Here is a 25,952-nt window from a genome sequence, read left to right on the forward strand (position 1 = left end):
GAGCCGCTGGGGCGGGCCCTCGCCGAGGCCTTCGCCGAGGCCGGCATGGCACTGCACCTCGGCGTGGGGGTCGCGGGCCTCGAGGCCGAGGGCAGCGAGGCGCGGGTGCGGCTCGAGGGCGGCGAGGGCGTGGCGGCCGACCTGGTGCTGCTGGCTACCGGCCTGGCGCCGCGCACGGCGCTGGCCGAGGCGGCGGGGCTGGCGGCCAGCGCCGCCGGCATCCACGTCGACCGCACCCTGGCCACCTCGGCCCCGGGTATCTTCGCCCTGGGCGATGTGGCCTGCGTCGAGGGGGTCAACGCCATGTACGTGCAGCCGCTCCAGGCCTCCGCCCGCGCCCTGGCGCGCACCCTCGCCGGCCGCCCCACGCCGGTGCGCTACGGCGCCTGGCCGGTGCTGGTCAAGACGCCGCTGCTGCCGGTGGTGGCGCTGCCACCGAGGCGCGAACCGGCACGCTGGCGCATCGAGGGCGAGGCGGGGGATCTCACCGCCCTGGCCGAGGCCGAGGACGGACGTTTGATCGGATTTGCGTTGACAGGCGCCTGCGTGCGTCGGAAAGTCGAACTGGCGCGGGCCGCGCCGGCGTTGCTAGGCTAGGTGCCTGTCGCAGCCGGCGCTGCGACGGGCTTTCCCGAACGTGGCGGCGCGTCCGCCAGCTTGCCCACGACGCCGTTCCCCCGTCGCTCGGTGCATTTCCGGGCGAACGGTGAGCGCCGTTTCCATGACAACAACACCCCCGACGCCGGCGTCGGGACTCGAGTCAACACCAGGAGGGTTACATGCGTAAGCCAGAACTCGCGGCGGCGATCGCCGAGCGCGCCGATCTATCCAAGGACAAGGCGAGCCAGGTGCTCAACGTGATTCTCGACGAGATCACCGGCAGCGTCTCCCAGGGGCAGGATGTCAGCCTGGTCGGCTTCGGCACCTTCACCGTGCGCGAGCGTGCCGCACGCACCGGCAAGAACCCCCAGACCGGCCAGCCGCTGACCATCCCGGCCAGCAAGACCGTGGCCTTCAAGGCGGGCAAGGGCCTCAAGGACGCCGTCGCCAAGTGACCCCCGGCCGCCCGGCGCCGCCTCGGTGCCGGGCCGCCTCGCTTCCACCCTCCAGGGATCCGGTGGTGATGACATGAAGCTGAAACTGATGCTCTGGGTGCTGGGCTGGCTGCTGCAGCGCGCCCGGCGCCGCAATCCCCGCTTCCGTGAGCTGCTGGCCGAGACCCGTGGCCTCGACTGGGGGGTGGCCACCGAGGATCTCGCCATCGCCCGCCACTATCGCATGTCGCCCCGCGGCATCGAGCATGGCCGCGGCCTGCCCGTGGACCTCGACCTGGAGCTGCGCTTCGCGGATGCGGCCAGCGCCCTGGCGATCCTGCGCAGGCCCACCCAGCAGGCCTTCCTCGCGGGCATGATGGAAGGCCGTGTGCGCCTGGTGGGCGACAGCGCCGACCTCGAGCGGCTCCAGAAGCTGCTGCGCCACCTCTGAGCCCGCCCCGCTCGCCATGACCCCCGCCCTGGTCCTGCGCCGCTTCTGGACCCTGGAGCCCGCCGCCTATAGCCTGCGCGTTTTCCTCGCCCTGGCCGCCATCACCCTGGTGTGCTGGTGGCGCGGCGACATGGCGAGCCTGATCCCGCTGTTCCTGGGCGCCATCGCCAGCGCCCTGGCCGAGACTGACGACGACTGGCCGGGCCGGCTGGCCGCCCTGCTGGTGACCCTGGCCTGCTTCGCCGCCGCCGCCCTGACGGTGGAGCTGCTCTTCGCCCACCCCTGGCCCTTCGCCGCGGCCCTGGCGCTCGCCGCCTTCGCCCTGACCATGCTGGGCGCGGTGGGCCAGCGCTACGCCACCATCGCCAACGCCACCCTGATCCTCGCTATCTACACCATGATCAGCCTCGAGCAGCGCGGCACCCCGGCGCTGGCCGAGCTGTGGCGCGAGCCGGCGCTGCTGGTGGCCGGGGCCGCCGGCTACGGGGCGATCTCGGTGGCCTGGTGCGCGCTCTTCTCGCGCCAGCCCCTCCAGTTGGCGCTGGCCCGGGTGTTCCGCGAGCTGGCCCGCTACCTGGCGCTCAAGGCGGCGCTGTTCGAGCCGGTGCGCGACCTCGACGTGGCCCGGCGGCGCCTGGCCCTGGCCCAGCAGAACGGTGAGGTGGTGGCGGCCCTCAACGAGGCCAAGGAGCGGCTCTTCCGCCGCCTGGAGGGGACGCGCGAGTCGCCGTGCCTGGCGCGCTACCTGCGCCTCTACTTCATCGCCCAGGAGATCCACGAGCGGGCCAGCTCCTCCCACTCCCCCTACGCCGAGCTGGCGCAGGCCTACTTCCACCACGACGTGCTGTTCCGGGTGCAGCGCGTGCTGACGGCCCAGGGCGAGGCGTGCCGCACCCTGGCCCGGGGCCTGCTGCTCAAGCGCCCCTTCGACCTCGCCCCCAGCGAGGCGGCGCTGGCCGACCTCGAGGCCTCCCTGGTCCGGCTGCGCGACGGCGCCCAGGGCGAGCGGGCCGCGCTGCTGCCGGCGCTGACGGCGGTGGCCGACAACCTGGCGACCCTGGAGCAGGGCCTGGCCGGGGCGCGCCACCCCGAGCTCGACGCCGGCAGCGACACCGCCCTGCACGATCGTACCCCGCGCGGGCCCGCCGAGGTCGCCGAGCGGCTGCGGGCCCAGCTGACGCCGCGTTCGCCGGTGTTCCGCCATGCCGTGCGGCTCGCCGTGACCCTGCTGGCGGGCTACGGCCTGCTGCACCTGATCCATCCCACCCAGGGCTACTGGATCCTGCTCACCAGCCTGTTCGTCTGCCGCCCCAGCTTCGGCGCCACCCGGCGCTTCCTGTGGCAGCGCATCCTGGGCACGGTGGTGGGACTGGTGGCGGGCTGGGCGCTGATCAGCCTGTTCCCCTCGCCGGCGCTCCAGGCGGCGATCGCAGTGGCCGCCGGGGTCGGCTTCTTCGCCCTGCGCGGGCGCCACTACACCCTGGCCACGGCGGCGATCACCCTGATGGTGCTGAGCTGCTTCAACCAAGTGGGGGACGGCTTCGGGCTGATCTGGCCGCGCTTCCTCGACACCCTGCTGGGCGCCGGCATCGCCGGGGTGGCGGTGCTGGCGATCCTGCCCGACTGGCAGGGGCGAGGGCTGCACCGCCAGGCCGCCGAGGCGCTCACCGCCAGTCGCGACTACCTGGCGGCGCTGCTCGAGCAGTACGCCCGCGGCCGGCGCGACGACCTCGCCTATCGCCTGGCGCGACGCAACGCCCACAACGCCGACGCCGAGCTCGCCGCGCTGCTCGCCAACGCCCGCCAGGAGCCCGGCCCCTTCCGCCGCGACGCCGAGCGCGGGCTGCCCTTCCAGCTCCACGCCCATACCCTGCTCAACTACCTCTCGGCGTTGGGCGCCCACCGCGGCGAGAAGGGCGGCGTGACGCCAGGGGAACGGGGGGCGGGGGAGGCGATCCTGGCCGAGCTCGACGCCCTGGCCGAGGCGCTGCATGGGCGTCGGCCGCCGGCAGACAGCGCGCCGCCGGCGTTCGGCGAGGGACGGGATGATGGGCTTGGGGAGCGCTTCCTGGGCGCCCAGCTGGCGCTGATCGCCAGCCAGCTGACCCCGCTGCGCGAGGCCGCGACCCGGCTTGTCGACGACACGCCCTGAACGGGAGGCCGTCACACCTGCCCGTAGCGTCCGGCCTCCTCGCCCAGCCAGCGGCGGATCAGCGGGCGGCTGGCCTCGGGGTGGCTGGCCATCAGCGCCTCGGCCAGGGGGGCGACGCGGTCGAGCAGGTCGGCGTCGCGCTCCAGGTCGGCGATCTTCATCTGCGCCAGCCCCGTCTGGCGGGTGCCCAGCACCTCGCCGGGGCCGCGCAGCTCCAGGTCCTTCTCGGCGATGCGGAAGCCGTCGCTGGTCTCGCGCATCACCGCCAGGCGCTCCCGGGAGTGGGCGGAGAGCGGCGGATGGTAGAGCAGCACGCAGAAGCTGGCGGTGGCGCCCCGCCCGACCCGGCCGCGCAGCTGGTGCAGCTGGGAGAGCCCCAGCCGCTCGGGGTTCTCGATGATCATCAGGCTGGCGTTGGGCACGTCGACCCCCACCTCGATCACCGTGGTGGCCACCAGCAGGTCGAGCTCGCCGGCCTTGAAGGCGTCCATCACCGTGGCCTTCTCGGCGGCCTTCATGCGCCCGTGGACCAGGCCGATGGCGAGCTCCGGCAGCGCCTCGACGAGCTCGTCCCGGGTCGCCTCGGCGGCCTGGCACTCCAGCGCCTCGGACTCCTCGATCAGGGTGCAGACCCAGTAGGCCTGGCGCCCCTCGGCGCAGGCGTGGCGGATGCGTGCCACCACCTCGGGACGGCGTTCGTCGGGCATCGCCACCGTTCTCACCGGGGTGCGCCCCGGGGGCAGCTCGTCGATCACCGAGACGTCGAGGTCGGCGTAGGCGCTCATCGCCAGGGTGCGCGGGATGGGGGTGGCGGTCATCACCAGCTGGTGGGGGGTGAGGCCGCCGGCCTCGCCCTTCTCGCGCAGGGCCAGGCGCTGGTGCACCCCGAAGCGGTGCTGCTCGTCGACGATGGCCAGCCCCAGGCGCTGGAAGTGCACGTCGCCCTGGAACAGCGCATGGGTGCCCACCACCATGCGCGCGCGGCCGTCCTGGATGGCGGCCTTGGTGTCCAGCCGCGCCTTGCCCTTGAGCTTGCCGGAGAGCCAGGCCACCTCGATGCCCAGCGGCGCGAACCAGGCGCGGAAGGCGCGGTAGTGCTGCTCGGCGAGGAGCTCGGTGGGCGCCATCATCGCCGCCTGGCAGTCGCCGGCGATGGCAGCGAGCGCCGCCATGGCGGCCACCACCGTCTTGCCGGAGCCGACGTCGCCCTGCACCAGGCGCAGCATGGGCACCTCGCGGGCCAGGTCGGCGGCGATCTCGTCGAGCACCCGGCGCTGCGCGGCGGTCAGCGAGAAGGGCAGCTGGGTCAGGAAGCGCGCCTGCAGGCCGCGCCCCGAGGGCAGCGCCGGGGCGCCGTCCTGCTGGATCTGCAGGCGCACCGCCTGCAGGCTGAGACGGTGGGCGAGCAGCTCCTCCAGCGCCAGGCGGCGGGTGGCGGGGTGGCGGCCGCCGGCGAGCTGCTCGGGGTCGACCTCCGGCGGCGGCTGGTGGAGCACATGCAGGCAGCGGTGCAGCTCGGGCAGGCGGAAGCGGCTGCGCAGGTCCTCGCTGATCCAGTCGGGCAGCGCCTCGGGGTGGGCGTCGAGCAGGGCCAGGGCCTGCTCGATCAGCGCCCGCAGTCGGGTCTGGTGCAGCCCCTCGGTGGTGGGGTAGATGGGGGTGAGGTGGTCCTCCACCGGCGGGGCATCGGCCCGGAGCAGGCGATACTCGGGGTGGTAGATCTCGAGCCCGGTGGCGCCGGCGCGGGCCTCGCCGAAGCCGCGCACCCAGCCGCCGGGCTGGAACTGCTGCTGCTGGGCCGGCGAGAAGTGGAAGAAGCGCAGGCTGAGGATGCCGCTGCCGTCCTTGAGGCGCACCAGCAGGCTGCGCCGCCGGCCGCGCACCACCTCGGCGGCCACCACCTCGCCCTCCACCACCGCCTCGTGGCCGGCGCGCAGGGTGCCGATGGGGGTGATGCGGGTGCGGTCCTGGTAGCGCAGGGGGAGGTGGAAGAGCAGGTCGGCGACGGTGGCGATGCGCAGCCGGGCCAGTTTCGCCGCCAGCGCCTCGCCGACGCCCTTGAGCGAGTCGACCGGGGCGTCGAGCGCGTTCATGCCGGGGCGAGGTCCGCCTGGTGGCAGCGGGCGACCGCCTCGGTGATGGCGTCTATCGCCTTGGGCCGCGGGAAGCTGGCGCGCCAGGCGATGGCCACGGTGCGCCGCGGCGCCGGGTCGGCGAAGGGCACGCTGGCCAGCAGGCCGCTCTCGTAGTGGCCGGTGCCGATGGCCGAGCGCGGCAGCACGGTGATGCCCAGCTTGGAGGCCACCATGTGGCGGATGGTCTCCAGCGACCCGCCCTCGGCGGTGAGAGTGTTGTGGGGGCTGGCCAGCTTCTGGCTGATTGCCGGGCAGGCCTCGAGGATCTGGTCGCGGAAGCAGTGCCCCTCGCCCAGCAGCAGCAGGCGCTCCTGGAGCAGCTCCTCCTTGTGCACGCAGTCGCGGCCCGCCCAGGGGTGGTCGGCCGGCACCAGCACCTCGAAGGCCTCCTCGTAGAGCGGCTTGGTGAGCACATCGGTCTCGGTGAAGGGCAGCGCGACGATGATGGCGTCGAGCTCGCCGCTCCTCAGCTTGCGGCGCAGGTTGCCGGTGAAGCCCTCCTCGATGTAGAGCGGCATCTGCGGGGCAGAGCGGGCAAGCTCCGGCACCAGGTGGGGGAAGAGGTAGGGGCCGATGGTGTAGATGGCGCCGATGCGCAGGGGGCTCGCCAGCTGGTCGCGACCCGCGGTGGCCAGCTCCTTGATCACGCTGGTCTGCTCCAGCACCCGCTGGGCCTGCTCGACGATCTTCTCGCCCAGCGGCGTGACCTGGACCGTGGACTTGGAGCGCTCGAACAGCGGCACGCCGAGCTCTTCCTCGAGCTTCTTCACCGCCACCGACAGGGTCGGCTGGGAGACGAAGCAGCGCTCGGCGGCACGACCAAAGTGGCGCTCCTGGGCCAGTGTCACGATGTAGCGGAGTTCTGTTAGAGTCATTCTGGTTGCCTTGCAGGCATCCTCTTGAAATTCCAATAGGGACTTTTTATCAGGGGGCAGGGAAAAGGTGAAGACGACGACACTGATTCTGGGCTGCGGCGACATCGGCACGGTGCTCGGCCAACGCCTGCAGGAGGCAGGCCAGCGGGTCATCGGCGCCCGCCGCAAGGTGGAGGCGCTGGCGGAGAGCGGCCTGGAGGCCGCGGCCGTGGACCTCACCGACCCGGCCAGCCTGGCGGCGCTGCCCGACGCCGACATCCTGGTCTACGTGGCCAGCGCCGACCGCTTCGAGGAGGCGGCCTACCGCGCCGCCTACCCCGAGGGCCTGGCCGCCGCCCTGACCGAGTTCGGCGGCCGCGCCACGCCGCCGCGCCACGTCTTCTTCGTCTCCTCCACCAGCGTCTACGCCCAGCGCGACGGCGAGACGGTGGACGAGGCGAGCCCCACCGAGCCCACCGGCTTCTCGGGCCAGCTGATGTGCGAGGCGGAGCGGGCGCTGCTCGACCATCCCCTGCCAGGCAGCGTGGTGCGCTTCTCGGGGATCTACGGCCCCGGTCGCGACCGCCTGATCCGCCAGGTGGGCGAGGGGCGCATCGCCCCGCCGAGCCCCGCCATGTACACCAACCGCATCCATCGCGACGACTGCGCCGGGGTGCTCGCCCACCTGATCGGCCGGGTGCTGGAGGGCGAGGGCATCGACGACCTCTACCTGGCCACCGACTGCGAGCCGGCGCCGCTTCATGACGTCATGGCATGGCTGGCCAAGCAGCTCAAGGTGGAGGCCACGGCGACCATCCAGTCGCCGCTGCGCCGCCGCGCCAGCAAGCGCTGCAGCAATGCCCGGCTGCTGGAGAGCGGCTACCAGTTCCGCTATCCGACCTTCCGCGAGGGCTACGCCCAGGTGCTGCGCGAGGGCGGCTTCCTGCCGGAGAGGGCCTGACCGCGCCGATGCCGGCCGCTCAGGCCGAGCGGGCCAGCACCTCGTAGCGGGGCCCGTCCTGCAGGGTGAAGGAGCGCAGCAGCGTCAGGCGCCGCCAGCGCCAGGCGAGGTCGATCGGTGGCAGTGCCTCGATGGACAGGCGACGGGCCCGGCGCAGCAGGGTGACGTGGGGCACGAAGCGTGTCGGCCGCCCGCCATGGCCGAGGGCCTCCAGCCCGTCCCACAGCCGCGCCTGCAGCGCGGTGAGCGCCGGGTCGGGCGTGTCGCCCCCGACCCAGACGATCCCCGGCCGCCGGAAGGTCCCCCAGCGCTCCAGGCGCCACTCGCCGCCCGCGGGCGACTCGCCCTGCAGCCACGCTGCCAGCGCCTCGACCCGTGATGCCTCCACCTCGCCGAGGAAGGCCAGGGTCAGGTGGAGGCTCTCGTCGGGCACCCGCCGCCCGCCGCAGCGGGCGTGCGCGCTATCGGCCAGCGCCCCCAACCGCGCGCGCAGCGCGTCGGGCGGCTCCAGGGCAAGAAACAGTCTCAAGTCGATTTTCCAGCACTTCAGAAAAGGATGGAGTCGCGTTACGAGCGATGAGAGGCTGGTCGCCGCCGGAGCGCAGCTCCCGGAGTGTAGCCTGCTACATGAGGAGACGACCGGGCCGGCGCACCGGCACCGCCGGCGGCCAGCTTTCTTCAATAAGAGCCCGAGCGCAGTAGCGAATCCGCCTTTTCTGTTAGTCGCCGATGACCATCACCCCTTCCGCCTCGAACTGCGCACCCTTGGGCAGCGCCTTGACGCCGATGGCGGCGCGCGCCGGGTAGGGCTTCTCGAAGAACTCCTCCATCACGGCGTTGACCACCGCGAACTGCCCCAGGTCGACCAGGTAGAGGTTGAGCTTGACGATGTCCTGCAGGGAGCCGGCGGCCTCCTCGCAGACGGCGCGCAGGTTGGTGAAGACCTGGCGGGCCTGGGCCTCGAAGTCGTCGGAGACCAGCTCCATGGTGGCCGGGTCCAGGGGGATCTGGCCGGAGAGGTAGACGGTGTTGCCGGCCTTGATGGCCTGGGAGTAGGGGCCGATGGCGGCGGGGGCCTTCTCGGTGTTGATCACAGCCTTGTTGCTCATGGTGTCGCTCCGTTGTGGTTCTGTTCGGTAAGGAAACGGCCCGGCGCCCCCGGCGGGGGCGACCGGACCGATGGGGGAAGTGTCAGTTGCCCAGGCGGCTGATGCGCTCGACGTGGGAGAGGTTGCGCAGCCGCTTGATGATGCGCGCCAGGTGCACGCGGTCGCGCACGGCGAGGGTCAGGTTGACGGTGGCCAGGCGGGCGTCGCGCTCCTCGATGCCGATGCGCTCGATATTGGCGTCGGCGTCGGTGACCACCCCGGCGAGCTCGGCCACCAGGCCACGGCGGCTCTCCACCTGCAGGCGCAGCGCCACCGGGAAGTCCTCGTCGATCTCCCGGGCCCACTCCAGCGGGAAGAGCTTCTCGGGATCGTCGCCGAGCTCGGCGAGGTTGCGGCACTCGGCGCGGTGCACCACGATCCCCTTGCCCGCCGAGAGGTGGCCTACCACGGGGTCGCCGGGCAGCGGGTGGCAGCAGCGCGCGAACTTGATCACCATGCCCTCGGCGCCGCTGATCACGATGGGGCCCTGCTGGCGAGCCGCCGCGGGGCCGGGTGCCGTCTCCTCGCCATGCTGCAGGTCCACCAGGCGCCGGGCGATCACGTGGGCGACCCGCGAGCCGAGGCCGATGGACTCCAGCAGGGCGTCCTCGTTCTTCAGGCCCAGCTCCGCCAGCAGCTCGGGCAGCGGCCCCTCGGGCAGCTCCTCCAGGCTGGTCTCGAACGCCGCCAGCGCCTTGTTGAGCAGGCGTCGGCCCAGCTGCACCGCCTCGGTGTGCTGCTGGTGCTTGAGCGCGTGGCGGATCGCCGAGCGCGCCTTGGCGGTGGCCACGAAGTTGAGCCAGGCGAGGTTGGGGCGCGCCCCCGGGGCGGTGATGATCTCCAGGGTCTGGCCGCTCTCCAGGCGGGTGGAGAGTGGGGCCAGGTGGCGGTCGATGCGGCAGGCGATGGTGCTGTTGCCGATGTCGGTGTGCACGCTGTAGGCGAAGTCGATCACCGTGGCGCCCTGGGGCAGCTCCATGATGTCGCCCTTGGGGGTAAACACGTAGATATCATCGGGGAAGAGGTCGTTCTTGACGTGCTCGATGAACTCCAGCGAGTCCCCGGCATGGCGCTGCATCTCCAACAGCCCCTTGATCCAGGAGCGGGCCCGGGCGCGGCTGCCCTCAGCAATAGGATGGTCGGTCTGGCCCGCCTTGTAGAGCCAGTGGGCGGCGATGCCGTTGTTGGCCATGGCCTCCATCTCGCGGGTGCGGATCTGTACCTCGATGGGCATGCCCCCCGCGCCGAACAGGGTGGTGTGCAGGCTCTGGTAGCCGTTGGCCTTGGGGATGGCGATGTAGTCCTTGAAGCGCCCGGGGACCGGCTTGTAGAGGTTGTGGACCACGCCCAGGATGCGGTAGCAGCTGTCGACGTCCTCGGTGATGATGCGGAAGCCGAAGACGTCCATGATCTCATTGAACGACTTGCGCTGGTCACGCATCTTCTTGTAGATCGACAGCAGGTGCTTCTGGCGGCCGACCACGGTACCGGCCAGCCCCTCGTCATCGAGGCTCTGCTGCAGGGTGTTCTGGATCTGGCGGATCGCCGAGCGGCGGTGGCCCCGGGCGCTGGAGACGGCGCGCTTGATGCGCTCGGCGCGCATCGGGTGGATCGCCTGGAAGGAGAGGTCCTCGAGCTCCACGCGGATGGTGTTGATGCCCAGGCGGCTGGCGATGGGGGCGTAGATCTCCAGGGTCTCGCGGGCGATGCGGCGCTTCTTCTCGGGGCGCAGGGCGCCCAGGGTGCGCATGTTGTGCAGGCGGTCGGCGAGCTTGACGATGATCACCCGGATGTCCCGGGACATCGCCAGCACCATCTTCTGGAAGTTCTCGGCCTGGGCGACCGCCTTGTCCTCGAAGGCGATCTGGGTCAGCTTGGAGACGCCATCCACCAGCTCCGCCACCGGGGCGCCGAACTGGCGCGCCAGGGCCTCCTTGCCGACCCCGGTATCCTCGATCACATCATGCAGCATCGCGGCCATCAGGCTCTGATGGTCCATATGCATGTTGGCGAGGATGTTGGCGACGGCCAGGGGGTGAGTGACGTAGGGTTCGCCGGAGCGCCGGCGCTGGCCGTCGTGGGCCTGCTCGGCGTAGTAGAAGGCGCGCTTGACCTGCTGGATCTCGCCCTGGGGAAGGTAGCCGCCGAGTCGGTCGGCCAGGTCATCGATGGTGAACATGCGGCGCGCCCTGACTCCTGCGTGAGTGTCCGGAAGGGAGCGACGGCGCCTGGGCGCCGTCGGGGATCACTCCTCGGCGAAGCTGCCGTACTGGGGCTGGGGCGGCCGCACCGGTGCCTCGACGGGCTCGTCGAGCACGCTGGAATCGACCAGGCCGGCGGCAATCTCGCGCAGGGCCATGACGGTGGGCTTGTCGTTCTCCCAGGGCAGCAGGGCGTCGCGGGAGCCGCGGGCCAGCTGGCGGGCGCGCTGGGCGGAGATCATCACCAGCTTGAAGCGGTTTTCGACGTTTTCCAGACAATCTTCGACAGTGACTCGCGCCATGGATGCCTTCCTGAAGTGCTGACGGGACCCAGCGTCGAGCGCACGGGGCGCGACACGGGAGTCCGCTATGGATAGACCCGATAGGTTACTCGAGGCGCGGCAGCGCTGACAAGCGCCACGCGCGGGCCTCAGGCGAGCAGCGCCTGGAGCAGGGGGGCGTGGGTGGCGCCGGCGCGTTCGCGGGTCAGGCGGCGCGACACCACCAGGGCGCGCAGCTCGTCCAGGGCGGTGGTGAAGTCGTCGTTGATCACCAGGTAGTCGTACTCGTCGTGGTGGGACATCTCGCTCACCGCGTCGCGCATGCGCCGCTCGATCACCGCGTGCTCGTCGGTGCCACGGCCCGCCAGGCGGCGCTCCAGCTCCTCCCGGGAGGGCGGCAGGATGAACACCGACACTGCCTCGGGCATCTGCGCTCGCACCTGGCGCGCGCCCTGCCAGTCGATCTCCAGGATTACGTCCTGGCCGGCGGCCAGCGCCGCCTGCACCGCCGGGCGCGAGGTGCCGTAGTAGTTGTCGAACACTCGGGCGTACTCGAAGAACTCGCCGCGCTCGATCATCGCCTCGAAGCCGGGGACATCCACGAAGTGATAGTTGACCCCGTCCACCTCGCCCTCGCGACGGGCACGGGTGGTGTGGGACACCGACACCTGGATGCCGTCGAGGCTCTCGATCAGCTCGCGCACCAGGCTGGTCTTGCCGGCGCCGGAGGGGGCGGAAACGATGAACAGCGTACCTTGCGACATGCGCGTCTCCGGGTTGGGAAAAGGGGGTTGAGAGCGAGGGTTGGGACCGAGGGTCAAGATAGCGGTCTGCGGACCGGGCCGAGGCCGGTGGCGGAAGGGGGCGAAGTATCGCATACCCGCCCGGCGCCTGCATCCGGCTAGCCGGTGGGGCTGGCGCCCGGCTCCGGACGGCGCTCCAGGCGGCGTCCCAGGGCGAACACCGCCAGGCCGCCGAGGGCCAGGCCCGCCCCCACCAGCCCCGTCGCCGACCAGGCCGCACCGGCCTTGATGGTGGCCCCGCCCAGCCAGGCGCCCAGGGCGTTGGCGCCGTTGAAGGCGGCGTGGTTCATGGAGGCGGCCATGGTCTGCGCCTCGCCGGCCACGTCCATCAGCCGCGCCTGCAGCGCCGGGCCCAGGGCGATGCTGGTGCCCACCAGGGTGACGAACAGCAGCCCGGTGACGAGGTGGTTGGCGGCCGCATAGAAGCCCAGCTGCACCATCAGGCTCCATACCAGGATAGCGGGGACCGCCCCCACCGGGTGGCGGTCGGCCAGCCGCGCGCCCACCAGGTTGCCGACGATACCGCCCAGGCCGAACAGCGTCAGCACCCAGGGGCCCAGCGCCTCGGGCATGTCGGCCTGGGCGCGCAGGGTGGGCACCACGTAGCTGAACACCGCGAACATGCCGCCGAAGCCGATGGCGGCGACGCCCAGGGTGGCCAGCACCCGCGGGTTGACCAGGGCACCGAGCTCGCGGCGCGGGCTCGCCGCGCGATCGCCGGGCTGGGCCGGTACGCACAGCCGGATCATCAGCATGGTGGCCAGGGCCACGCCGCCCACGGCGTGGAAGGCGAAGCGCCAGCCCAGCCACTGGCCGGCCCAGGTCGCCAGGGGCGCGCCTACCACGATGGCGGCGCTCAGCCCCAGCATCACCCGGGCGATGGCCCGGGCGCGCTGGTCCACCGGCACCGCCGCCGCGGCCACCAGGGCGGCGACCCCGAAGAAGGCGCCGTGGGGCAGGCCGGCGACGAAGCGCAGGGCGACGAAGGGCCAGAAGGCGGTGGCCAGGGCGCTGGCCACGTTGCCCAGCGCGAATACCAGCATCAACGCGATCAGCAGGGCGCGACGCGGCACCCGGGCGGCCAGCGCCGAGATCAGCGGCGCGCCCACCACCACGCCCAGGGCGTAGGCGGAGATGGCGTAGCCGACGTCGGCGGTGGCCACCGCCAGGTTGGCGGCCACGCGCTCCATCAGGCCCATGATCACGAACTCGCTGGTGCCGATGCCGAAGCCGCCCAGCGCCAGGGCGAGCTCCGCCAGCCGTGGGTGGCGGGCCACGGCGGGGGAAGGGGTGGACATGGGGATCTCCGGAAACAGGCGCCCCCGGCGGGCGGCCGGGGTCGTGGGAACAGGACGAAAGTATAGGGCAGGGCGGTCGGGAGACGAAGGGGCGCCGCCTACTCGATGTTCTGGATCTGTTCGCGCATCTGCTCGATGAGCACCTTGAGCTCCACCGCGCAGCGGGTGGTGCTGGCCACCACCGACTTCGACGACAGGGTGTTGGCCTCGCGGTTGAGCTCCTGCATCAGGAAGTCCAGGCGGCGGCCTATGGGGCCCTTCTGCCTGAGCTGGCGCTCCACCTCGGCGACGTGGGTGGCGAGGCGGTCGAGCTCCTCGTCGACATCGGCCTTCTGGGCCAGCAGGCCGAGCTCGGCCTCCAGGCGCTGGGGGTCGAGCTCGGCGCGCACGCCCTCCAGCCGCTCCAGCAGCTGGACGCGCTGGCGCTCGAGGATCTGCGGCATCAGGCGGCGCACCTCGGCCACCTGGGCCTCGATGCCGGCGAGCCGCTCGCGGATCAGGGCGGCGAGCTTGTCGCCCTCCCGGGCGCGGCCGGCCACCAGGTCGGCCAGCGCCTGGTCGAACAGGGTGAGCGCCGCGGCCTTGACGGTCTCGGGGTCGGGGCCGCGGTTCTCCAGTACGCCGGGATAGTCGAGCAGGGCCAGGGCATCGGGCGGGGTGGTCTCCTCCACCGCCTGGCGCACCTCGGCCAGTGCCTGGGCGAGCTCGGCCAGGCGCGCGCCGTTCACGGCCAGGCCGGCATCGTCGCCGGCGGGCTCGAAGCGCAGGCTCACCTCCACCTTGCCCCGGGCCAGCCGGGCGCGCAGCGCCTCGCGGAAGGCCGGCTCCAGGTCGCGCAGGCTCTCGGGGAGGCGGAAGTGGGGCTCCAGGTAGCGCTGGTTCACCGAGCGCAGCTCGAGCTGCAGGCTGCCCCAGGAGGCGCTGTGCTCCTGGCGGGTGAAGGCGGTCATGCTGTGGACCATGGGGCCTCCTGACGACGGGGTGGGGGGAGATGGGCGCAGTGTAACCGATTCGCCGGCAGCACCGGGCCAAGCGTGTAGAATGGCGGCCAGCCGATTCCCCCACCGACGAGATCACGAGGACCCATGGCCAACGACGTTCGACGCCCCAGCGGGCGCGCCCCCGAGCAGCCACGCGAGATCCGCCTGACCCGCGACTACACTCGCCACGCCGAAGGCTCGGTGCTGGTCGAGTTCGGTGACACCAAGGTGCTGTGCAACGCCAGCGTGGAACCCGGCGTGCCGCGCTGGCTGCGCGGCAAGGGCCAGGGGTGGGTCACCGCCGAGTACGGCATGCTGCCGCGTGCCACCCATACCCGCGGCGGCCGCGAGGCGACCCGCGGCAAGCAGGGCGGCCGCACCCTGGAGATCCAGCGCCTGATCGGCCGTTCGCTGCGCGCGGCGGTCAATCTCAAGAAGCTGGGCGAGTTCACCATCACCGTGGATTGCGACGTGATCCAGGCCGACGGCGGCACCCGCACCGCCTCCATCACCGGCGGCTGCGTGGCGCTGGTGGATGCCATCCGCTACCTGCAGCGCAACAAGCTGATCAAGGGCGACCCCTTCAAGCAGCTGGTGAGCTCCATCTCGGTGGGCCTGTTCAAGGGCGTGCCGGTGGTGGACCTGGACTATCCCGAGGACAGCGCGGCCGACACCGACATGAACGTGGTGATGGCCGAGGCGGGCAGCCTGATCGAGGTGCAGGGCACCGCCGAGAAGGGCAGCTTCAGCCGCGCCGAGCTCAACGCCATGCTGGAGCTGGCCGAGAACGCCGGCGCCCAGCTGTTCGAGCACCAGCGCGAGGCGCTGGGCATCCCGCGCTGAGGCGCCTGGCTGCCGCCATCAACGCAGAGTGCCGGCCTCGGGGGCCGGCACTCTGCGTTCCGGCGAGGCAGAACGGCGACGGGGGCAGGGCTCAGAGCGGCAGGTCGTACTCGACGATCAGCGGGGCGTGCTCGGAGAAGGTGGCGTCGTAGTCGATCCAGGCGTCCACCACATGGCGGCGGAAGTTGGGGCCCACCACCTGATAGTCGATGCGCCAGCCCTCCTGGCGGGAGCGCGGCACCTCCTGGTCGAGCTTGGGCCACCAGGTGTACTCGCCGGCGTCGCGGTTGATCTCGCGGAAGCAGTCGATGAAGCCGGTGGGGCCGAACACCTGGTCCATCCAGGCGCGCTCCTCGGGGGTGAAGCCCGGGGTCTCCTGGTTGTCGGCCCAGTTCTCCAGGTCGATGGTCTTGTGGGCGATGTGCCAGGTGCCGCAGATGATGTACTCGCGGCGCTTGCGCGCCATCTTGCTCAGGTACTCCTGGTACTGCGCCATGAAGGCCTGCTTGGCGGCCGGGTCGCTGCCGTCGGGCATCAGGAAGCTGGCGATGCTGAAGCGGTCGTAGTCCGCCTGCAGGAAGCGCGCCTCGTGGTCGCACTGGGGGAAGCCCAGCCCGTACATGATCGCCTTGGGGATCTTGCGGCAGTAGAGGCCGACTCCGGAGAAGCCGTCCTGCTCGGCGTCGAGGAAGTAGCCCTCGTAGCCTTCCGGGTAGAGGACGCTGTCGTCCAGCTCGAAGCTCTTGGCCTTGGTATTCTGGATGCAGACGACATCGGCGTCCTGGTTGGCCAGCCAGTCGAGGAAGCCTCGCCCGACGGCCTCGCGGATGCCGTTGACGTTGATGGTAGCGATTTTCATACGTGGTCCCTTTACCGTCGCGCGTGTATGATACCCGACGTTTCGACGTTTGGGTAAATGGCGAAGGCCAATAAACGTGATAGGAGGCCCCGTGGCGGATCGACGCATGCAGCCCTACCAGCGCGAGTTCATCGAGTTTGCCATCGCGCAGGGGGTGCTGCGTTTCGGCGAGTTCACGCTCAAGTCGGGTCGTGTCAGCCCCTACTTCTTCAACGCCGGGCTGTTCCGCACCGGCGGCGCCCTGGCCCGGCTGGGGCGCTTCTACGCCCGCGCCATCGCCGACCAGGCGCCGGCCTTCGACGTGCTCTTCGGCCCCGCCTACAAGGGTATCCCGCTGGCCGCCACCACCGCCGTGGCGCTGGCCGACCACCACGACCGCGACCTCCCCTACGCCTTCAACCGCAAGGAGGCCAAGGCCCACGGCGAGGGCGGCAATATCGTCGGCGCCGAGCTTTCCGGCCGTATCCTGATCATCGACGACGTCATCACCGCCGGCACCGCCATCGGCGAGGTGATGACGCTGATCGAGGGCGCCGGGGCCCGCGCCGCCGGGGTGGTGATCGCCCTGGATCGCCAGGAGCGCGGCAGCGCCGAGGGTGAGGCGCGCAGCGCCATCCAGGAGGTCGAGGCGCGCTACGCCATGCCGGTGATCAGCATCGTGACGCTGGAGATGGTGCTGGCCTATCTTGAGGAGCAGGGCGGCGAGCGCCTGCGTGGCCATGCCGACGCCATCCGCGCCTATCGGGAGCGCTATGGCGTGACGCCGGAGTGAGCTATGCTATACGGCAAGTGTACAGGATTTTTATTTCGTACAGCCTTCGGCGTCGACAGGAGAGAGGGAGAGACGGGATGCGAGCGATGACGAGAGGCCTCATCGGCCTGGCGCTGCTGGTCGGCGCGAGCGGCGTGCAGGCCAGCGAGCTGGACCTCAACCTGGGCGCCGATGCCGTCCAGTTCGAGGCGGCTGGCGAGCTGGTGGAGGGCATCCGCCTAGGCGGCGGCGTGGTGGACAGCGACTACCGTGAGGACGCCACCGTCTTCCACGCCCAGCTGATGGGCAGCCAGCACACCTCGCGTCGCGAGATCGGCGTGGGCGCCCGCTGGACCCACTACGACACCGACGTCGGCGCGGGCGGCGGCCTGGGGCTGGGCGGCTACGGCTACGTCTACCTGCCCAGCCTTCCCGAGGTCTCGCTTGGCGGCTACGGCTACTACACGCCGGATGCGGTGACCAGCCGCGAGCTGGAGGAGGGCTACGAGGTCGGCCTGCGCGCCCGCTACGCCTTCACCCCCAACGTCGACGGCTACCTGGGCGTGCGCCAGCTCGACGCCGACTTCAAGGATGAGCGGGGCAGCCGTACTCTGGATCGCGGCGCCCAGGTCGGGGTTCGCCTGCGCTTCTGACTCCCTGTCCCCCGACCCCCGGCACCGATGGCGGGCCCCCTGGCGGGGCCCGCCTGCGTTCCACGGGGCCTCACCGGAGCCGCCATGCTCGACGTCGTCCTCTACCAGCCCGAGATTCCCCCCAACACCGGCAACCTGATCCGCCTGTGTGCCAACACCGGCTTTCGCCTGCACCTGATCGAGCCCCTGGGCTTCGTGCTGGATGACAAGCGGCTGCGCCGTGCGGGGCTCGACTACCACGAGTGGGCAGCGGTGCGGGTGCATCCCGGCTGGGAGGCGTACCTGGCGGCGGCGGCCCCGGCGCGCCTGTTCGCCGTTTCGACCCGCGGCCGGACCGGCTATCATGAGCCTCGCTACCGGGCCGGCGACGCCCTGGTGTTCGGCCCCGAGACCCGCGGCCTGCCCCAGGCGCTGCTCGACGCCCTGCCCGAGACACAGCGGCTGCGCATCCCCATGCGCGAGGAGAGCCGCAGCCTCAACCTCTCCAACGCCTGCGCGGTGCTGGTCTTCGAAGCCTGGCGACAGCTGGGCTTCGCCGGTGCCGCCGGAGTCGATACCCGATGAACGCGCCTCCCACGATCCAGCAGCGCCTCGCCGGCCTCAACCCTCGCCAGCGCGAGGCGGTCGCCCATATCGACGGCCCCTGCCTGGTGCTGGCCGGCGCCGGTTCCGGCAAGACCAGCGTGATCACCACCAAGATCGCCTACCTGGTGCAGGTGTGCGGCATGAGCGCCCGGCGTATCGCCGCGGTGACCTTCACCAACAAGGCCGCCCGGGAGATGAAGGAGCGCGTGGGCAGCATGCTCCAGGGCCGGGAGGGGCACGGGCTCACCGTCTCCACCTTCCACACCCTGGGGCTCAACATCATCCGCCGCGAGCTCAAGGCGTTGGGCTACCGTCCCGGCTTCTCGCTGTTCGACCCCGAGGACGCCAAGGCGCTGCTGCGCGACCTGATGCACAAGGATGCCCAGGTCGACGCCGAGCAGATCAACGCCGTGCAGCACCGTATCTCCGACTGGAAGAACGACCTGGTGCTGCCCGGCCAGGCGCTCTCCCACGCCGCCGACGAGGACGAGCTGTTCGCCGCCCGGGTCTATGAGGCCTACAACCGGCACCTCAAGGCCTACAACGCGGTGGACTTCGACGACCTGATCCTGCTGCCCGTGGTGCTGCTGCGCGACGACCCCGAGGCCCTGGCGCGCTGGCGCAAGCGCATCCACTACATGCTGGTGGACGAGTACCAGGACACCAACGCCAGCCAGTACCAGCTGGTCAAGCTGCTGATGGGGGAGCGCAAGACCTTCACCGTGGTGGGCGACGACGACCAGTCGATCTACGCCTGGCGCGGCGCGCGGCCCGAGAACCTGGTGACCCTGGGCGAGGACTTCCCGCGCCTCAATGTCATCAAGCTGGAGCAGAACTACCGCTCCACCGGCACCATCCTGCGCGCCGCCAACACCCTGATCGGCCATAACCCCCACGTCTACGAGAAGACCCTGTGGTCGGAGATGGGCGAGGGCGCGCCGATCCGCGTGGTGGTCAACCGCCACGAAGAGGCCGAGGCCGAGCGCGTGGCCAGCGAGATCCTCACCCGCCGCATCAAGGAGCGTGCGGAATGGCGCGACTTCGCGGTGCTCTACCGCGGCAACTTCCAGGCCCGGCTGCTGGAGCTCAAGCTGCAGCACTACCAGATCCCCTACAAGCTCTCCGGCGGCACCTCCTTCTTCTCGCGCAACGAGATCAAGGACGCCATGGCCTACCTGCGGCTGTTGATCAACCCGGCCGACGACAACGCCTTCCTGCGCATCGTCAACGTGCCGCGCCGGGAGATCGGCCCCGGTACCCTGGAGAAGCTGGCCAACTACGCCACCGAGCGGGGCATCGCGCTGTTCGCCGCCTGCCACGAGCTGGGTCTGGCCGAGCAGCTGCCGACCCGCGCGGTGGAGCGCCTGGGGCGCTTCACCCATTTCATCGACGGGGTGCGCCGGCGCATGGATGGCGGCGATGCCATCGCCGCCATCCGCGACATGCTGCGCGAGATGGACTACGAGGCGTGGCTCTACCAGAACGCCAGCGCGCCCACCATCGCCGAGCGGCGCATGGCCAACGTCTGGACCCTGATCGACCAGCTCGAACGCTCCATGCAGGCCGATCCCGAGGAGAGTTCGGCGACCGAGGAGACCGAGACCGACGACGTGGAGTCGGCGATCTCGCGGCTGGTGCTGCGCGACATCCTCGAGCAGCAGGCCGAGGAGGACGACTCCGACCGCGTCCAGCTGCTCACCATGCACGCCTCCAAGGGCCTGGAGTTTCCCCACGTCTACCTGATGGGCCTGGAGGAGGAGCTGCTGCCCCACCGCAACGCCATCGAGGCGGGCACCGTAGAGGAGGAGCGGCGCCTGGCCTACGTGGGCATCACCCGGGCGCGGCGCACCCTGACCCTGACCCTGGCCCGCCAGCGCAAGGCCTATGGCGAGCTGATGGACTGCGCGCCGAGCCGCTTCCTCGACGAGCTCCCCGAGGCGGACCTGGAGTGGGAGGGGCGCGCCGACCGCGAGGACCCGGAGAAGAAGCAGGCACGCGGCCAGGACGCCATCGCCGGGCTACGCTCGCTACTCGGCTGAGGGCTCCCTGCTCGATGGAGGGCGCTCTGCTTGGCCGAAGCCGTCATCCCCGAACGCAAGCGGGGCGCCCGAAGGCGCCCCGCGTGTCGTCCTGCCGGCCGGCTTACTGCACCGGCTCGATCAGGTAGTCGGTGGCGGCCTTCACCTCGTCGTCGGAGAGGTTGGGGTTGCCGCCCTTGGCGGGCATGGCGTTGAAGCCGTTGATGGAGTGGTCGTAGAGGGTCTCGACGCCCTGCTCCAGGCGTGCGCTCCACTGCTCGGCGTTGCCTCGCACCGGGGCGCCGGCGGCGCCGGTCTCGTGGCAGGCCATGCAGATCTGGTTGTAGATCGCCGCGCCGTCGATGCCGGCATGGGCGGGTTCCGCTGCCGCCTGGCTTTCATTCGTGCTATCCGCAGCGGTGTCTTCGGCAGCAGAGGCCTGCTCGGAGGCGGCTGTTTCTGTGGACGAGGCCTCCTCGGTCGCGGCCGCATCGCCACCGCCTTGCGCGGGCACCTCCATCACCGGCTCGACCAGGTAGGCGACCGCTGCCTCGACCTCGGCGTCGGAGAGGTTGGGGTTGCCGCCCTTGGCGGGCATGGCGTTGAAGCCGTTGATGGCGTGATCCAGCAGGGTGGCGAAACCTTTTTCGGTGCGTGCGCTCCACTGCTCGTCGTTGCCACGTACCGGGGCACCGGCGGCGCCGGTCTCGTGGCAGGCCATGCAGACGTTGTTGTAGATGCCTTCACCATCGATATCGCCACCGCCTCCGCTGGAGGCGCTGCTGCCACCGCCGCTGGCGGCGGCCATGGTGCCGCAATCCTCGCCCTGGACGCAGAGCTCCCCCACCGGTGCCAGGCGCTCGGCGATCGCCTCGCGCTCGGCATCGTCCTGCGCCATGGCGGTGCCGGCGCCGACGGTCAGGCCCAGGGTGGCCAGACACCCCATGATCAGCTTGCTGGATTTCACTCTCACCACCTCTTCACGGTCCTTAAGGAATTGTTCGCGGCAGCGCCCGGCGGGAACAGCATCGGCGATGCAGCCGAGAGAGATGCCGTTTTGCACTCATGGGGCCACAGTATACCGGCATCCCCGGCGGCTGGAAAATGGCGGGACCCCGCCGATGGTAGGGAGGCACGCTGGACAGCGACCGGCGTGGCGGTTAGGATGTCGACCGCTCGGCGCCACGCCGGGCCGTGCGCCCGTAGCTCAGTTGGATAGAGTGTTGGCCTCCGAAGCCAAAGGTCGCAGGTTCGAATCCTGCCGGGCGCGCCACGATTTCAAGGACTTACGGTTATACCGTAGGTCCTTTTTTGTGGCCGTGCCCAAATCGTGCCCATCTCGTGTCCACCATTAGAAAGCAACGGCTCATATTCACTTTTGGTGATTGACCCCTGGCGCCTGCAGGGCACTGGGTTGGGCACAGATCACGACCGCCTTCTTCTATGGTGATCCTGCGCCGATAGAAAGACCAGCGTCAGCGCCGTCAGAGGCAGGGCGAAAAGGCTTGGCGTCCTTATCCGGCAGTCATCTGGAAAACAATACTTTAATCCCTGCGGGAGTAATCTATATAATTGAATTTAATGGACAGTTGATTCATATTATGGAATTCACCGTAATGTCATCAGGAGTGCCAATTGTCCCTACTCAACACCTATATGGAAAAAGAGCAGCAGCTGAAGCAGCTTCAGGAAGAGCTGGATAAGCTGAAAAACGACGAACGGCTCAAGACTGAGCTAGACTTCAAGAACCATCTTGAAGCATTGATGCGCGAGTTCAACAAGTCAGCTTCAGACGTCATCCATCTTCTCGATCCCAAGCTCACCGCTAACAAAACCTCAAGCAGTACCAAGAACACAGGTCGAGCCAAGCGAAAGCTCAAGATCTACAAGAACCCGAACACGGGTGAGGTTGTCGAGACTCGTGGCGGAAACCAGAAGACGCTGAAGGCTTGGAAAGAAGAGTACGGTGCCGATACCGTAGAGAGCTGGCTGGTAAGAACCGAAGATTAAAGAGCTTCTGCCTTGCCCACAGAGAAGTGTGGGCAAGGTAAACTTCGGAAAGAATTGGGCATCTAACCTTGTAAGCTCTTCGTCAAAATCCTTGGTTTTTCTGAAAGGAAGATACTTGCCAGTGGTCGTCAGACTTCCGCCCACATCCTTATGAGATTGGTTAAGCTCTTCGACAGCATGTCAAAGGTACGGGTCTTACCGTTGGATTCGAATTCCTGTCGCCGGGTGGTATCCAGATCGAAGAGGATTTCACGCTGTTGCGGGTCACGGACCTGGCTTTGGGCCCACCCCACCACGGCTAGGCGTTCGCCCCGAGTGACCGGCTCGACCCGATGCAGCGTCGACGAGGGATACAGGATCAGTGCACCTGCCGGCAGCTTGTAGGTCTGCTCACCAGCGGTCGAGTCGACGAGCAACTCGCCGCCTTCGTAGCTGTCTGGGTCGTTGATGAAGAGGGTGAACGACAGGTCGGTGCGCATGGCGCCCTGGGGGGTAGCCATGATCGCATCGTCGACATGGTTGCCGTAGGTCATGCCCTCCTGGTAGCGGCTGAACATCAAGGGTTTCATGCGCCGTGGGCGAGCCGCCATCTGGAAGAGAGGGTTGGCCTGGAGTGCCTTGGCGACTTCCTGGCGGAGTTCGGCGATCTCGGGCCGTCGCCCATCGGCCTGTTCGTTCTGCTTCACCGTGCGAGCATGCCAGCCTGCCGTCTCCCGACCGTCGCGGAAGTCGGTTTCCGCGAGGGTAGCCTTGACGCGGGAAAGCAGCTCGGGGGAGATGGCCTGATCGATGCAGAGGATCACGTGTGAGCTCCAGTCGTTAGTGTTTCGCATCGATTATAAACAAGTGTGAATCATTTGCATTACTCTTTCTCACTTGGCACCCTACTTTCGTAATGGCCATGGCCTGTATGGCCGTATTCCCCGACGATCGCAATCAACAAGGAAAGCCAAATGTCCAACAACATCCGTACCAAGCTGTGGGTCGGCGTCGGCACCAGCGTCATGCTGGGCACCAGCGCGGTCAGCTGGGCTGAGGTCGATGCCTCCGCCGAGTTCACCCAAGGCCCCGACAACTTGCTGTTGGCTCACGCCGATCAAGGCGGTGAAGGCGGCGAAGGCGGCGAAGGTGGTGAAGGCGGCGAAGGCAACGCCGCGGTCGACCCCTATGCGGTTTTCGCCTATCTAAACGCTTCCGCTGGCGGTGAAGGCGGTGAAGGCGGTGAAGGCGGTGAAGGTGGCGAAGGTGGCCACGCCATCGACGCTAGCAACCCCGGTGTCTACTACACCAACCTGGCCATGATGAAGGGTCACCTGGCCGTCGCGCGTGAGCTCTACCAGACCGGTGAGCAGACTGCCGCTCAGCCGCATTTCGGTCACCCCCTCCACGAGCATTACGAGCCTTTGGAGCCTGCCTTCGAAAACCGCGGCGTCGAGAGTTTCGAGGGGACGCTGGAGGCCCTGGTCGAACAGGTTCGTGAAGGCGGCGAGTGGGGTGGTCATGCCGACGCCTATTCGGCGGCCATCAACGCCATCGACGCCGCCATGCAGGACGTCGACGGTGAGCTACGGAAGGATGTGGCTTTCCAGAGCCGTGTCCAGCTGGCCCTGCTTCGCCAGGCCCAGCACGAATACGAGGAAGCCGTGGATGATGGCCAGTTCGTCAATGTGCTCGAGTACCAGGACAGCCGCGGTTTCGTGCTGACCGCCAAGGCGCTGCTCGAAATGCAGTCTGACCTGTATGAGGACGAGCGTTACAGCGAGCTGCTGGCGGCCTACGAAGACGCGTTGAAGGCCTGGCCATCCGCCGTGGCTCCCGAGGAGCCCGTAATGACACTGGGTGAGCTCTCGGCCGCGATGTTCAAGCTTGAAGCGGAGCTCGGCCAGTACTGATCCGATGCCAATCGAAGTAAGGGCCGACGCCCCGGAGGGAGGCGCGCCCCGACACTGTCGGGGCGTGCCTTTGTGCGCCAGGCATGGCGCGTAGCACCGACTGGTACTGTTCCTGAGGGTGGTGCCTCAGGATGACTTGGGGGTGAAAGTCCCCTACGGACCCTGGTAGCGGGAACCGTTAGCCGAACAGCAAGGGTGTCTGCCGTGAGGCGGAATCTGAAGGAAGCTGAAGGCAAACTCCCGGCCCGACGAACAGGAATCGCATATGAGGCAGCCACATCTGGGCGAGAGGGCAAGGACACTCGAAGCCCCATAGCTATCCGGAAGATGTGGAGGTAAATGCGGCGGGTAGATGGGAGGAAGGTCGCGCGTCTTACCCTGGGAGGTCTGGTGGTCTGCCACGGTGCTACCGGCGTCGAGAGGCGACGGGATGGACCGCCAGACGTCAGCAGAGGCCATAGTAAGTGCCGGTTCACCGCGGCACCAAGGGCCGAACATGAAGAACCGCGAGTAGGCGATGACGTCTCGAGGATCGATCATGAAGACAGAAAGTGGCGCTGATACCGCCACCCACCCAGAGGGGCAGGGGCGGCACCCCGAGTCCCAGCCGTTGGGCGTCGAGACGGTTCCGGCGTCGTCATCGTGGACGAAAGCGGAGCCCACTCCGCTCATGGAGGTCGTGGTAGAGAAGGCCAACATGGAGCGGGCTTACCGAAGGGTGGTCGCCAACAAGGGGGCGCCGGGTGCCGACGGCATGACGGTCCACCAGCTGGCCGACCATCTGAGGGGATGCTGGCCAACGCTGCGCGAACGGCTGCTGGCCGGTGAGTACCACCCCAGCCCGATCCGAGCCGTCGAGATTCCCAAGCCCAAGGGCGGGACGCGACAGCTCGGCATCCCCACGGTTACCGACCGGCTGATCCAGCAGGCGCTGCTTCAGGTGCTGACGCCGATCTTCGATCCGGGGTTCTCCGCATCGAGTTACGGCTATCGGCCAGGGCGCAGTGCCCAACAGGCCGTCTCGGCGATGAAGGCTCATGTCACCGCCGGCCACCGCTGGGTGGTCGACCTCGACCTGAAAGCCTTCTTCGACCGAGTGAATCACGACCTGCTGATGGCCCGGGTCGCTCGCCGCATCCACGACAAGCGTGTGCTGCGTCTGATCCGCCGCTATCTGGAAGCCGGGATGTTCCAGGACGGCCTGGTCGCGCCACGCCGGCAGGGCACGCCTCAGGGCGGGCCGCTCAGCCCGCTGCTGGCCAACATCCAGCTGGATGACGTGGACAAGGAACTGGAACGCCGCGGCCACCGCTTCTGCCGCTACGCCGATGACATGCAGGTGTATGTCAGGAGTCGGCGAGCGGGCGAGCGCGTCATGGTCAGTCTGAGTGATTTTCTCGAGAGCTCGCTCCGGCTGACGGTCAATCGCGACAAGAGTGCGGTGGACCGGCCGTGGAACCGGGGGTATCTGGGCTACACGCTGACCCGGCACAAGCGGCCGAAGCTGACGCTGGCCAAGGCCAGCCTGCAGCACCTGATGCAGCGTGTCCGCGATGTCCTCACGCGTGGCAGGGGGCGCAACATACGGCGCGTTATCGAAGAGTTGACCCCGGTCCTGAGGGGCTGGGCCAACTACTTCAGTCTCGTCGACGTAGAGCGCCCGCTGGAAGCGCTGGATGGTTGGATACGTCGCCGACTGCGATGCGTGCTCTGGCGGCAATGGAAACGCCCGAGGACCCGACATCGCAAGCTACTGGCATTGGGCCTGGGCGACCAGCGTGCCTGGAAGTCAGCGGGAAATGGGCGAGGCCCTTGGTGGAATGCCGGCGCCTCGCACATGAATCAGGCCCTGCCGCGGAAGTGGTTCGAGCGGCTGGGCCTGATCTCGGTACTCGATACGGTCAAGAGGGCTTAGTCGTTCTTCATGAACCGCCGTATACGGAACCGTACGTACGGTGGTGTGGGAGGGCGCCGGGGGTGACCCCGGCCCCTACCCGATTATGTACTCACGGCAGTCCTCGACCTAGCAGCCTGTCGGACTTT

The 25,952-nt window shown here is 69.3% G+C and carries 25 protein-coding genes and 1 tRNA gene; 14 read left to right on the plus strand and 12 right to left on the minus strand.

Annotated elements, in window-relative coordinates; all coding sequences use genetic code 11:
* From Q673_RS28515 to yccS, 4 genes are all read left to right on the plus strand, one after another.
* Positions 1-597, plus strand: a 597-nt coding sequence (locus tag Q673_RS28515) for an FAD-dependent oxidoreductase (RefSeq protein WP_023006133.1), incomplete at its 5' end; no start/stop codon positions are given.
* Positions 598-779: 182 nt separating this feature from the next.
* On the plus strand, positions 780-1,055 hold the full coding sequence (locus tag Q673_RS28520; RefSeq protein ID WP_023006134.1) for an HU family DNA-binding protein: 276 nt from the start codon (positions 780-782) through the stop codon (positions 1,053-1,055).
* Positions 1,056-1,128: 73 nt separating this feature from the next.
* Entirely contained in the window at positions 1,129-1,485 is a 357-nt protein-coding gene (locus Q673_RS28525) for a hypothetical protein (RefSeq protein WP_023006135.1), read from the plus strand.
* 16 nt (positions 1,486-1,501) lie between these two features.
* Complete coding sequence (gene yccS / locus Q673_RS28530; protein ID WP_023006136.1) at positions 1,502-3,637, plus strand: YccS family putative transporter; 2,136 nt, start codon at positions 1,502-1,504, stop codon at positions 3,635-3,637.
* An 11-nt stretch (positions 3,638-3,648) separates the two neighbouring features.
* On the opposite strand, the gene recG is transcribed toward yccS, so the two are convergent.
* A complete protein-coding gene (gene recG / locus Q673_RS28535) occupies positions 3,649-5,730 on the minus strand; it encodes an ATP-dependent DNA helicase RecG (protein ID WP_023006137.1) in 2,082 nt (693 codons plus the stop codon).
* Positions 5,727-6,647 carry a hydrogen peroxide-inducible genes activator gene (locus tag Q673_RS28540; protein ID WP_031218207.1) on the minus strand — a complete coding sequence of 307 codons (921 nt, stop codon included), beginning with the start codon at positions 6,645-6,647 and terminating at the stop codon, positions 5,727-5,729. The genes recG and Q673_RS28540 overlap by 4 nt, the downstream gene beginning before the upstream one ends.
* 67 nt (positions 6,648-6,714) lie before the next feature.
* Here Q673_RS28540 and Q673_RS28545 point away from each other — a divergent pair, with 67 nt between their 5' ends.
* Positions 6,715-7,587, plus strand: coding sequence for an SDR family oxidoreductase (locus Q673_RS28545; protein WP_023006139.1), 873 nt, complete (start codon positions 6,715-6,717; stop codon positions 7,585-7,587).
* Positions 7,588-7,606: 19 nt separating this feature from the next.
* Here the strand turns inward: Q673_RS28545 and thpR are convergent, their stop codons facing one another.
* The 7 genes from thpR to Q673_RS28580 all read right to left on the minus strand — a co-directional run bounded on the left by thpR (position 7,607) and on the right by Q673_RS28580 (position 14,280).
* Positions 7,607-8,116: an RNA 2',3'-cyclic phosphodiesterase gene (thpR, locus tag Q673_RS28550; protein WP_023006140.1), complete on the minus strand. Its 510-nt coding sequence runs from the start codon at positions 8,114-8,116 to the stop codon at positions 7,607-7,609.
* A 190-nt stretch (positions 8,117-8,306) separates the two neighbouring features.
* Entirely contained in the window at positions 8,307-8,696 is a 390-nt protein-coding gene (locus Q673_RS28555) for a RidA family protein (protein ID WP_023006141.1), read from the minus strand.
* Between the two features lie 82 nt (positions 8,697-8,778).
* Positions 8,779-10,914 carry a RelA/SpoT family protein gene (locus Q673_RS28560; protein ID WP_023006142.1) on the minus strand — a complete coding sequence of 712 codons (2,136 nt, stop codon included), beginning with the start codon at positions 10,912-10,914 and terminating at the stop codon, positions 8,779-8,781.
* A 66-nt stretch (positions 10,915-10,980) separates the two neighbouring features.
* Complete coding sequence (rpoZ, locus tag Q673_RS28565) at positions 10,981-11,238, minus strand: DNA-directed RNA polymerase subunit omega (RefSeq protein WP_023006143.1); 258 nt, start codon at positions 11,236-11,238, stop codon at positions 10,981-10,983.
* Between the two features lie 128 nt (positions 11,239-11,366).
* Positions 11,367-11,981: a guanylate kinase gene (gene gmk, locus Q673_RS28570; protein WP_023006144.1), complete on the minus strand. Its 615-nt coding sequence runs from the start codon at positions 11,979-11,981 to the stop codon at positions 11,367-11,369.
* A 137-nt stretch (positions 11,982-12,118) separates the two neighbouring features.
* Positions 12,119-13,318, minus strand: a complete 1,200-nt coding sequence (locus Q673_RS28575; protein ID WP_023006145.1) for an MFS transporter — start codon at positions 13,316-13,318, stop codon at positions 12,119-12,121.
* A 98-nt stretch (positions 13,319-13,416) separates the two neighbouring features.
* Positions 13,417-14,280, minus strand: coding sequence for a YicC/YloC family endoribonuclease (locus Q673_RS28580; RefSeq protein ID WP_023006146.1), 864 nt, complete (start codon positions 14,278-14,280; stop codon positions 13,417-13,419).
* Positions 14,281-14,403: 123 nt separating this feature from the next.
* Between Q673_RS28580 and rph the strand changes: the two genes are divergently transcribed.
* Complete coding sequence (rph, locus tag Q673_RS28585) at positions 14,404-15,141, plus strand: ribonuclease PH (protein WP_023006147.1); 738 nt, start codon at positions 14,404-14,406, stop codon at positions 15,139-15,141.
* 91 nt (positions 15,142-15,232) lie between these two features.
* On the opposite strand, the gene Q673_RS28590 is transcribed toward rph, so the two are convergent.
* A complete protein-coding gene (locus Q673_RS28590) occupies positions 15,233-16,000 on the minus strand; it encodes an exodeoxyribonuclease III (RefSeq protein ID WP_023006148.1) in 768 nt (255 codons plus the stop codon).
* Positions 16,001-16,106: 106 nt separating this feature from the next.
* Between Q673_RS28590 and pyrE the strand changes: the two genes are divergently transcribed.
* From pyrE to rep, 4 genes are all read left to right on the plus strand, one after another.
* Positions 16,107-16,772: an orotate phosphoribosyltransferase gene (gene pyrE, locus Q673_RS28595; RefSeq protein ID WP_023006149.1), complete on the plus strand. Its 666-nt coding sequence runs from the start codon at positions 16,107-16,109 to the stop codon at positions 16,770-16,772.
* An 86-nt stretch (positions 16,773-16,858) separates the two neighbouring features.
* Complete coding sequence (locus Q673_RS28600) at positions 16,859-17,404, plus strand: YfaZ family outer membrane protein (protein WP_023006150.1); 546 nt, start codon at positions 16,859-16,861, stop codon at positions 17,402-17,404.
* Between the two features lie 84 nt (positions 17,405-17,488).
* The gene (trmL, locus tag Q673_RS28605) at positions 17,489-17,968 is read left to right on the plus strand and encodes a tRNA (uridine(34)/cytosine(34)/5-carboxymethylaminomethyluridine(34)-2'-O)-methyltransferase TrmL (protein WP_023006151.1); all 480 of its coding nucleotides are present in this window, start codon (positions 17,489-17,491) and stop codon (positions 17,966-17,968) included.
* Positions 17,965-20,028 carry a DNA helicase Rep gene (gene rep / locus Q673_RS28610; RefSeq protein WP_023006152.1) on the plus strand — a complete coding sequence of 688 codons (2,064 nt, stop codon included), beginning with the start codon at positions 17,965-17,967 and terminating at the stop codon, positions 20,026-20,028. The genes trmL and rep overlap by 4 nt, the downstream gene beginning before the upstream one ends.
* A gap of 103 nt (positions 20,029-20,131) precedes the next feature.
* Here rep and Q673_RS28615 read toward each other — a convergent pair whose 3' ends face one another.
* Positions 20,132-20,974, minus strand: coding sequence for a c-type cytochrome (locus Q673_RS28615; protein ID WP_023006153.1), 843 nt, complete (start codon positions 20,972-20,974; stop codon positions 20,132-20,134).
* Positions 20,975-21,203: 229 nt separating this feature from the next.
* On the opposite strand from Q673_RS28615, the gene Q673_RS28620 reads away from it, so the two are divergent.
* Positions 21,204-21,280: transfer RNA gene (locus Q673_RS28620), tRNA-Arg, on the plus strand.
* 362 nt (positions 21,281-21,642) lie between these two features.
* Positions 21,643-22,017: a histone-like nucleoid-structuring protein, MvaT/MvaU family gene (locus tag Q673_RS28625; protein ID WP_023006154.1), complete on the plus strand. Its 375-nt coding sequence runs from the start codon at positions 21,643-21,645 to the stop codon at positions 22,015-22,017.
* A 128-nt stretch (positions 22,018-22,145) separates the two neighbouring features.
* Here Q673_RS28625 and Q673_RS28630 read toward each other — a convergent pair whose 3' ends face one another.
* Positions 22,146-22,820 carry a Fe2+-dependent dioxygenase gene (locus tag Q673_RS28630; protein WP_023006155.1) on the minus strand — a complete coding sequence of 225 codons (675 nt, stop codon included), beginning with the start codon at positions 22,818-22,820 and terminating at the stop codon, positions 22,146-22,148.
* Positions 22,821-22,970: 150 nt separating this feature from the next.
* Here Q673_RS28630 and Q673_RS37100 point away from each other — a divergent pair, with 150 nt between their 5' ends.
* Positions 22,971-23,909 carry a hypothetical protein gene (locus Q673_RS37100; RefSeq protein WP_023006156.1) on the plus strand — a complete coding sequence of 313 codons (939 nt, stop codon included), beginning with the start codon at positions 22,971-22,973 and terminating at the stop codon, positions 23,907-23,909.
* Positions 23,910-24,447: 538 nt separating this feature from the next.
* Complete coding sequence (gene ltrA / locus Q673_RS28640; protein ID WP_023006157.1) at positions 24,448-25,824, plus strand: group II intron reverse transcriptase/maturase; 1,377 nt, start codon at positions 24,448-24,450, stop codon at positions 25,822-25,824.
* Positions 25,825-25,952: the final 128 nt, after the last annotated feature.

It is taken from the genome of Halomonas sp. PBN3 (assembly GCF_000475415.1).
GTDB classification, from domain to species: domain Bacteria; phylum Pseudomonadota; class Gammaproteobacteria; order Pseudomonadales; family Halomonadaceae; genus Halomonas; species Halomonas shengliensis.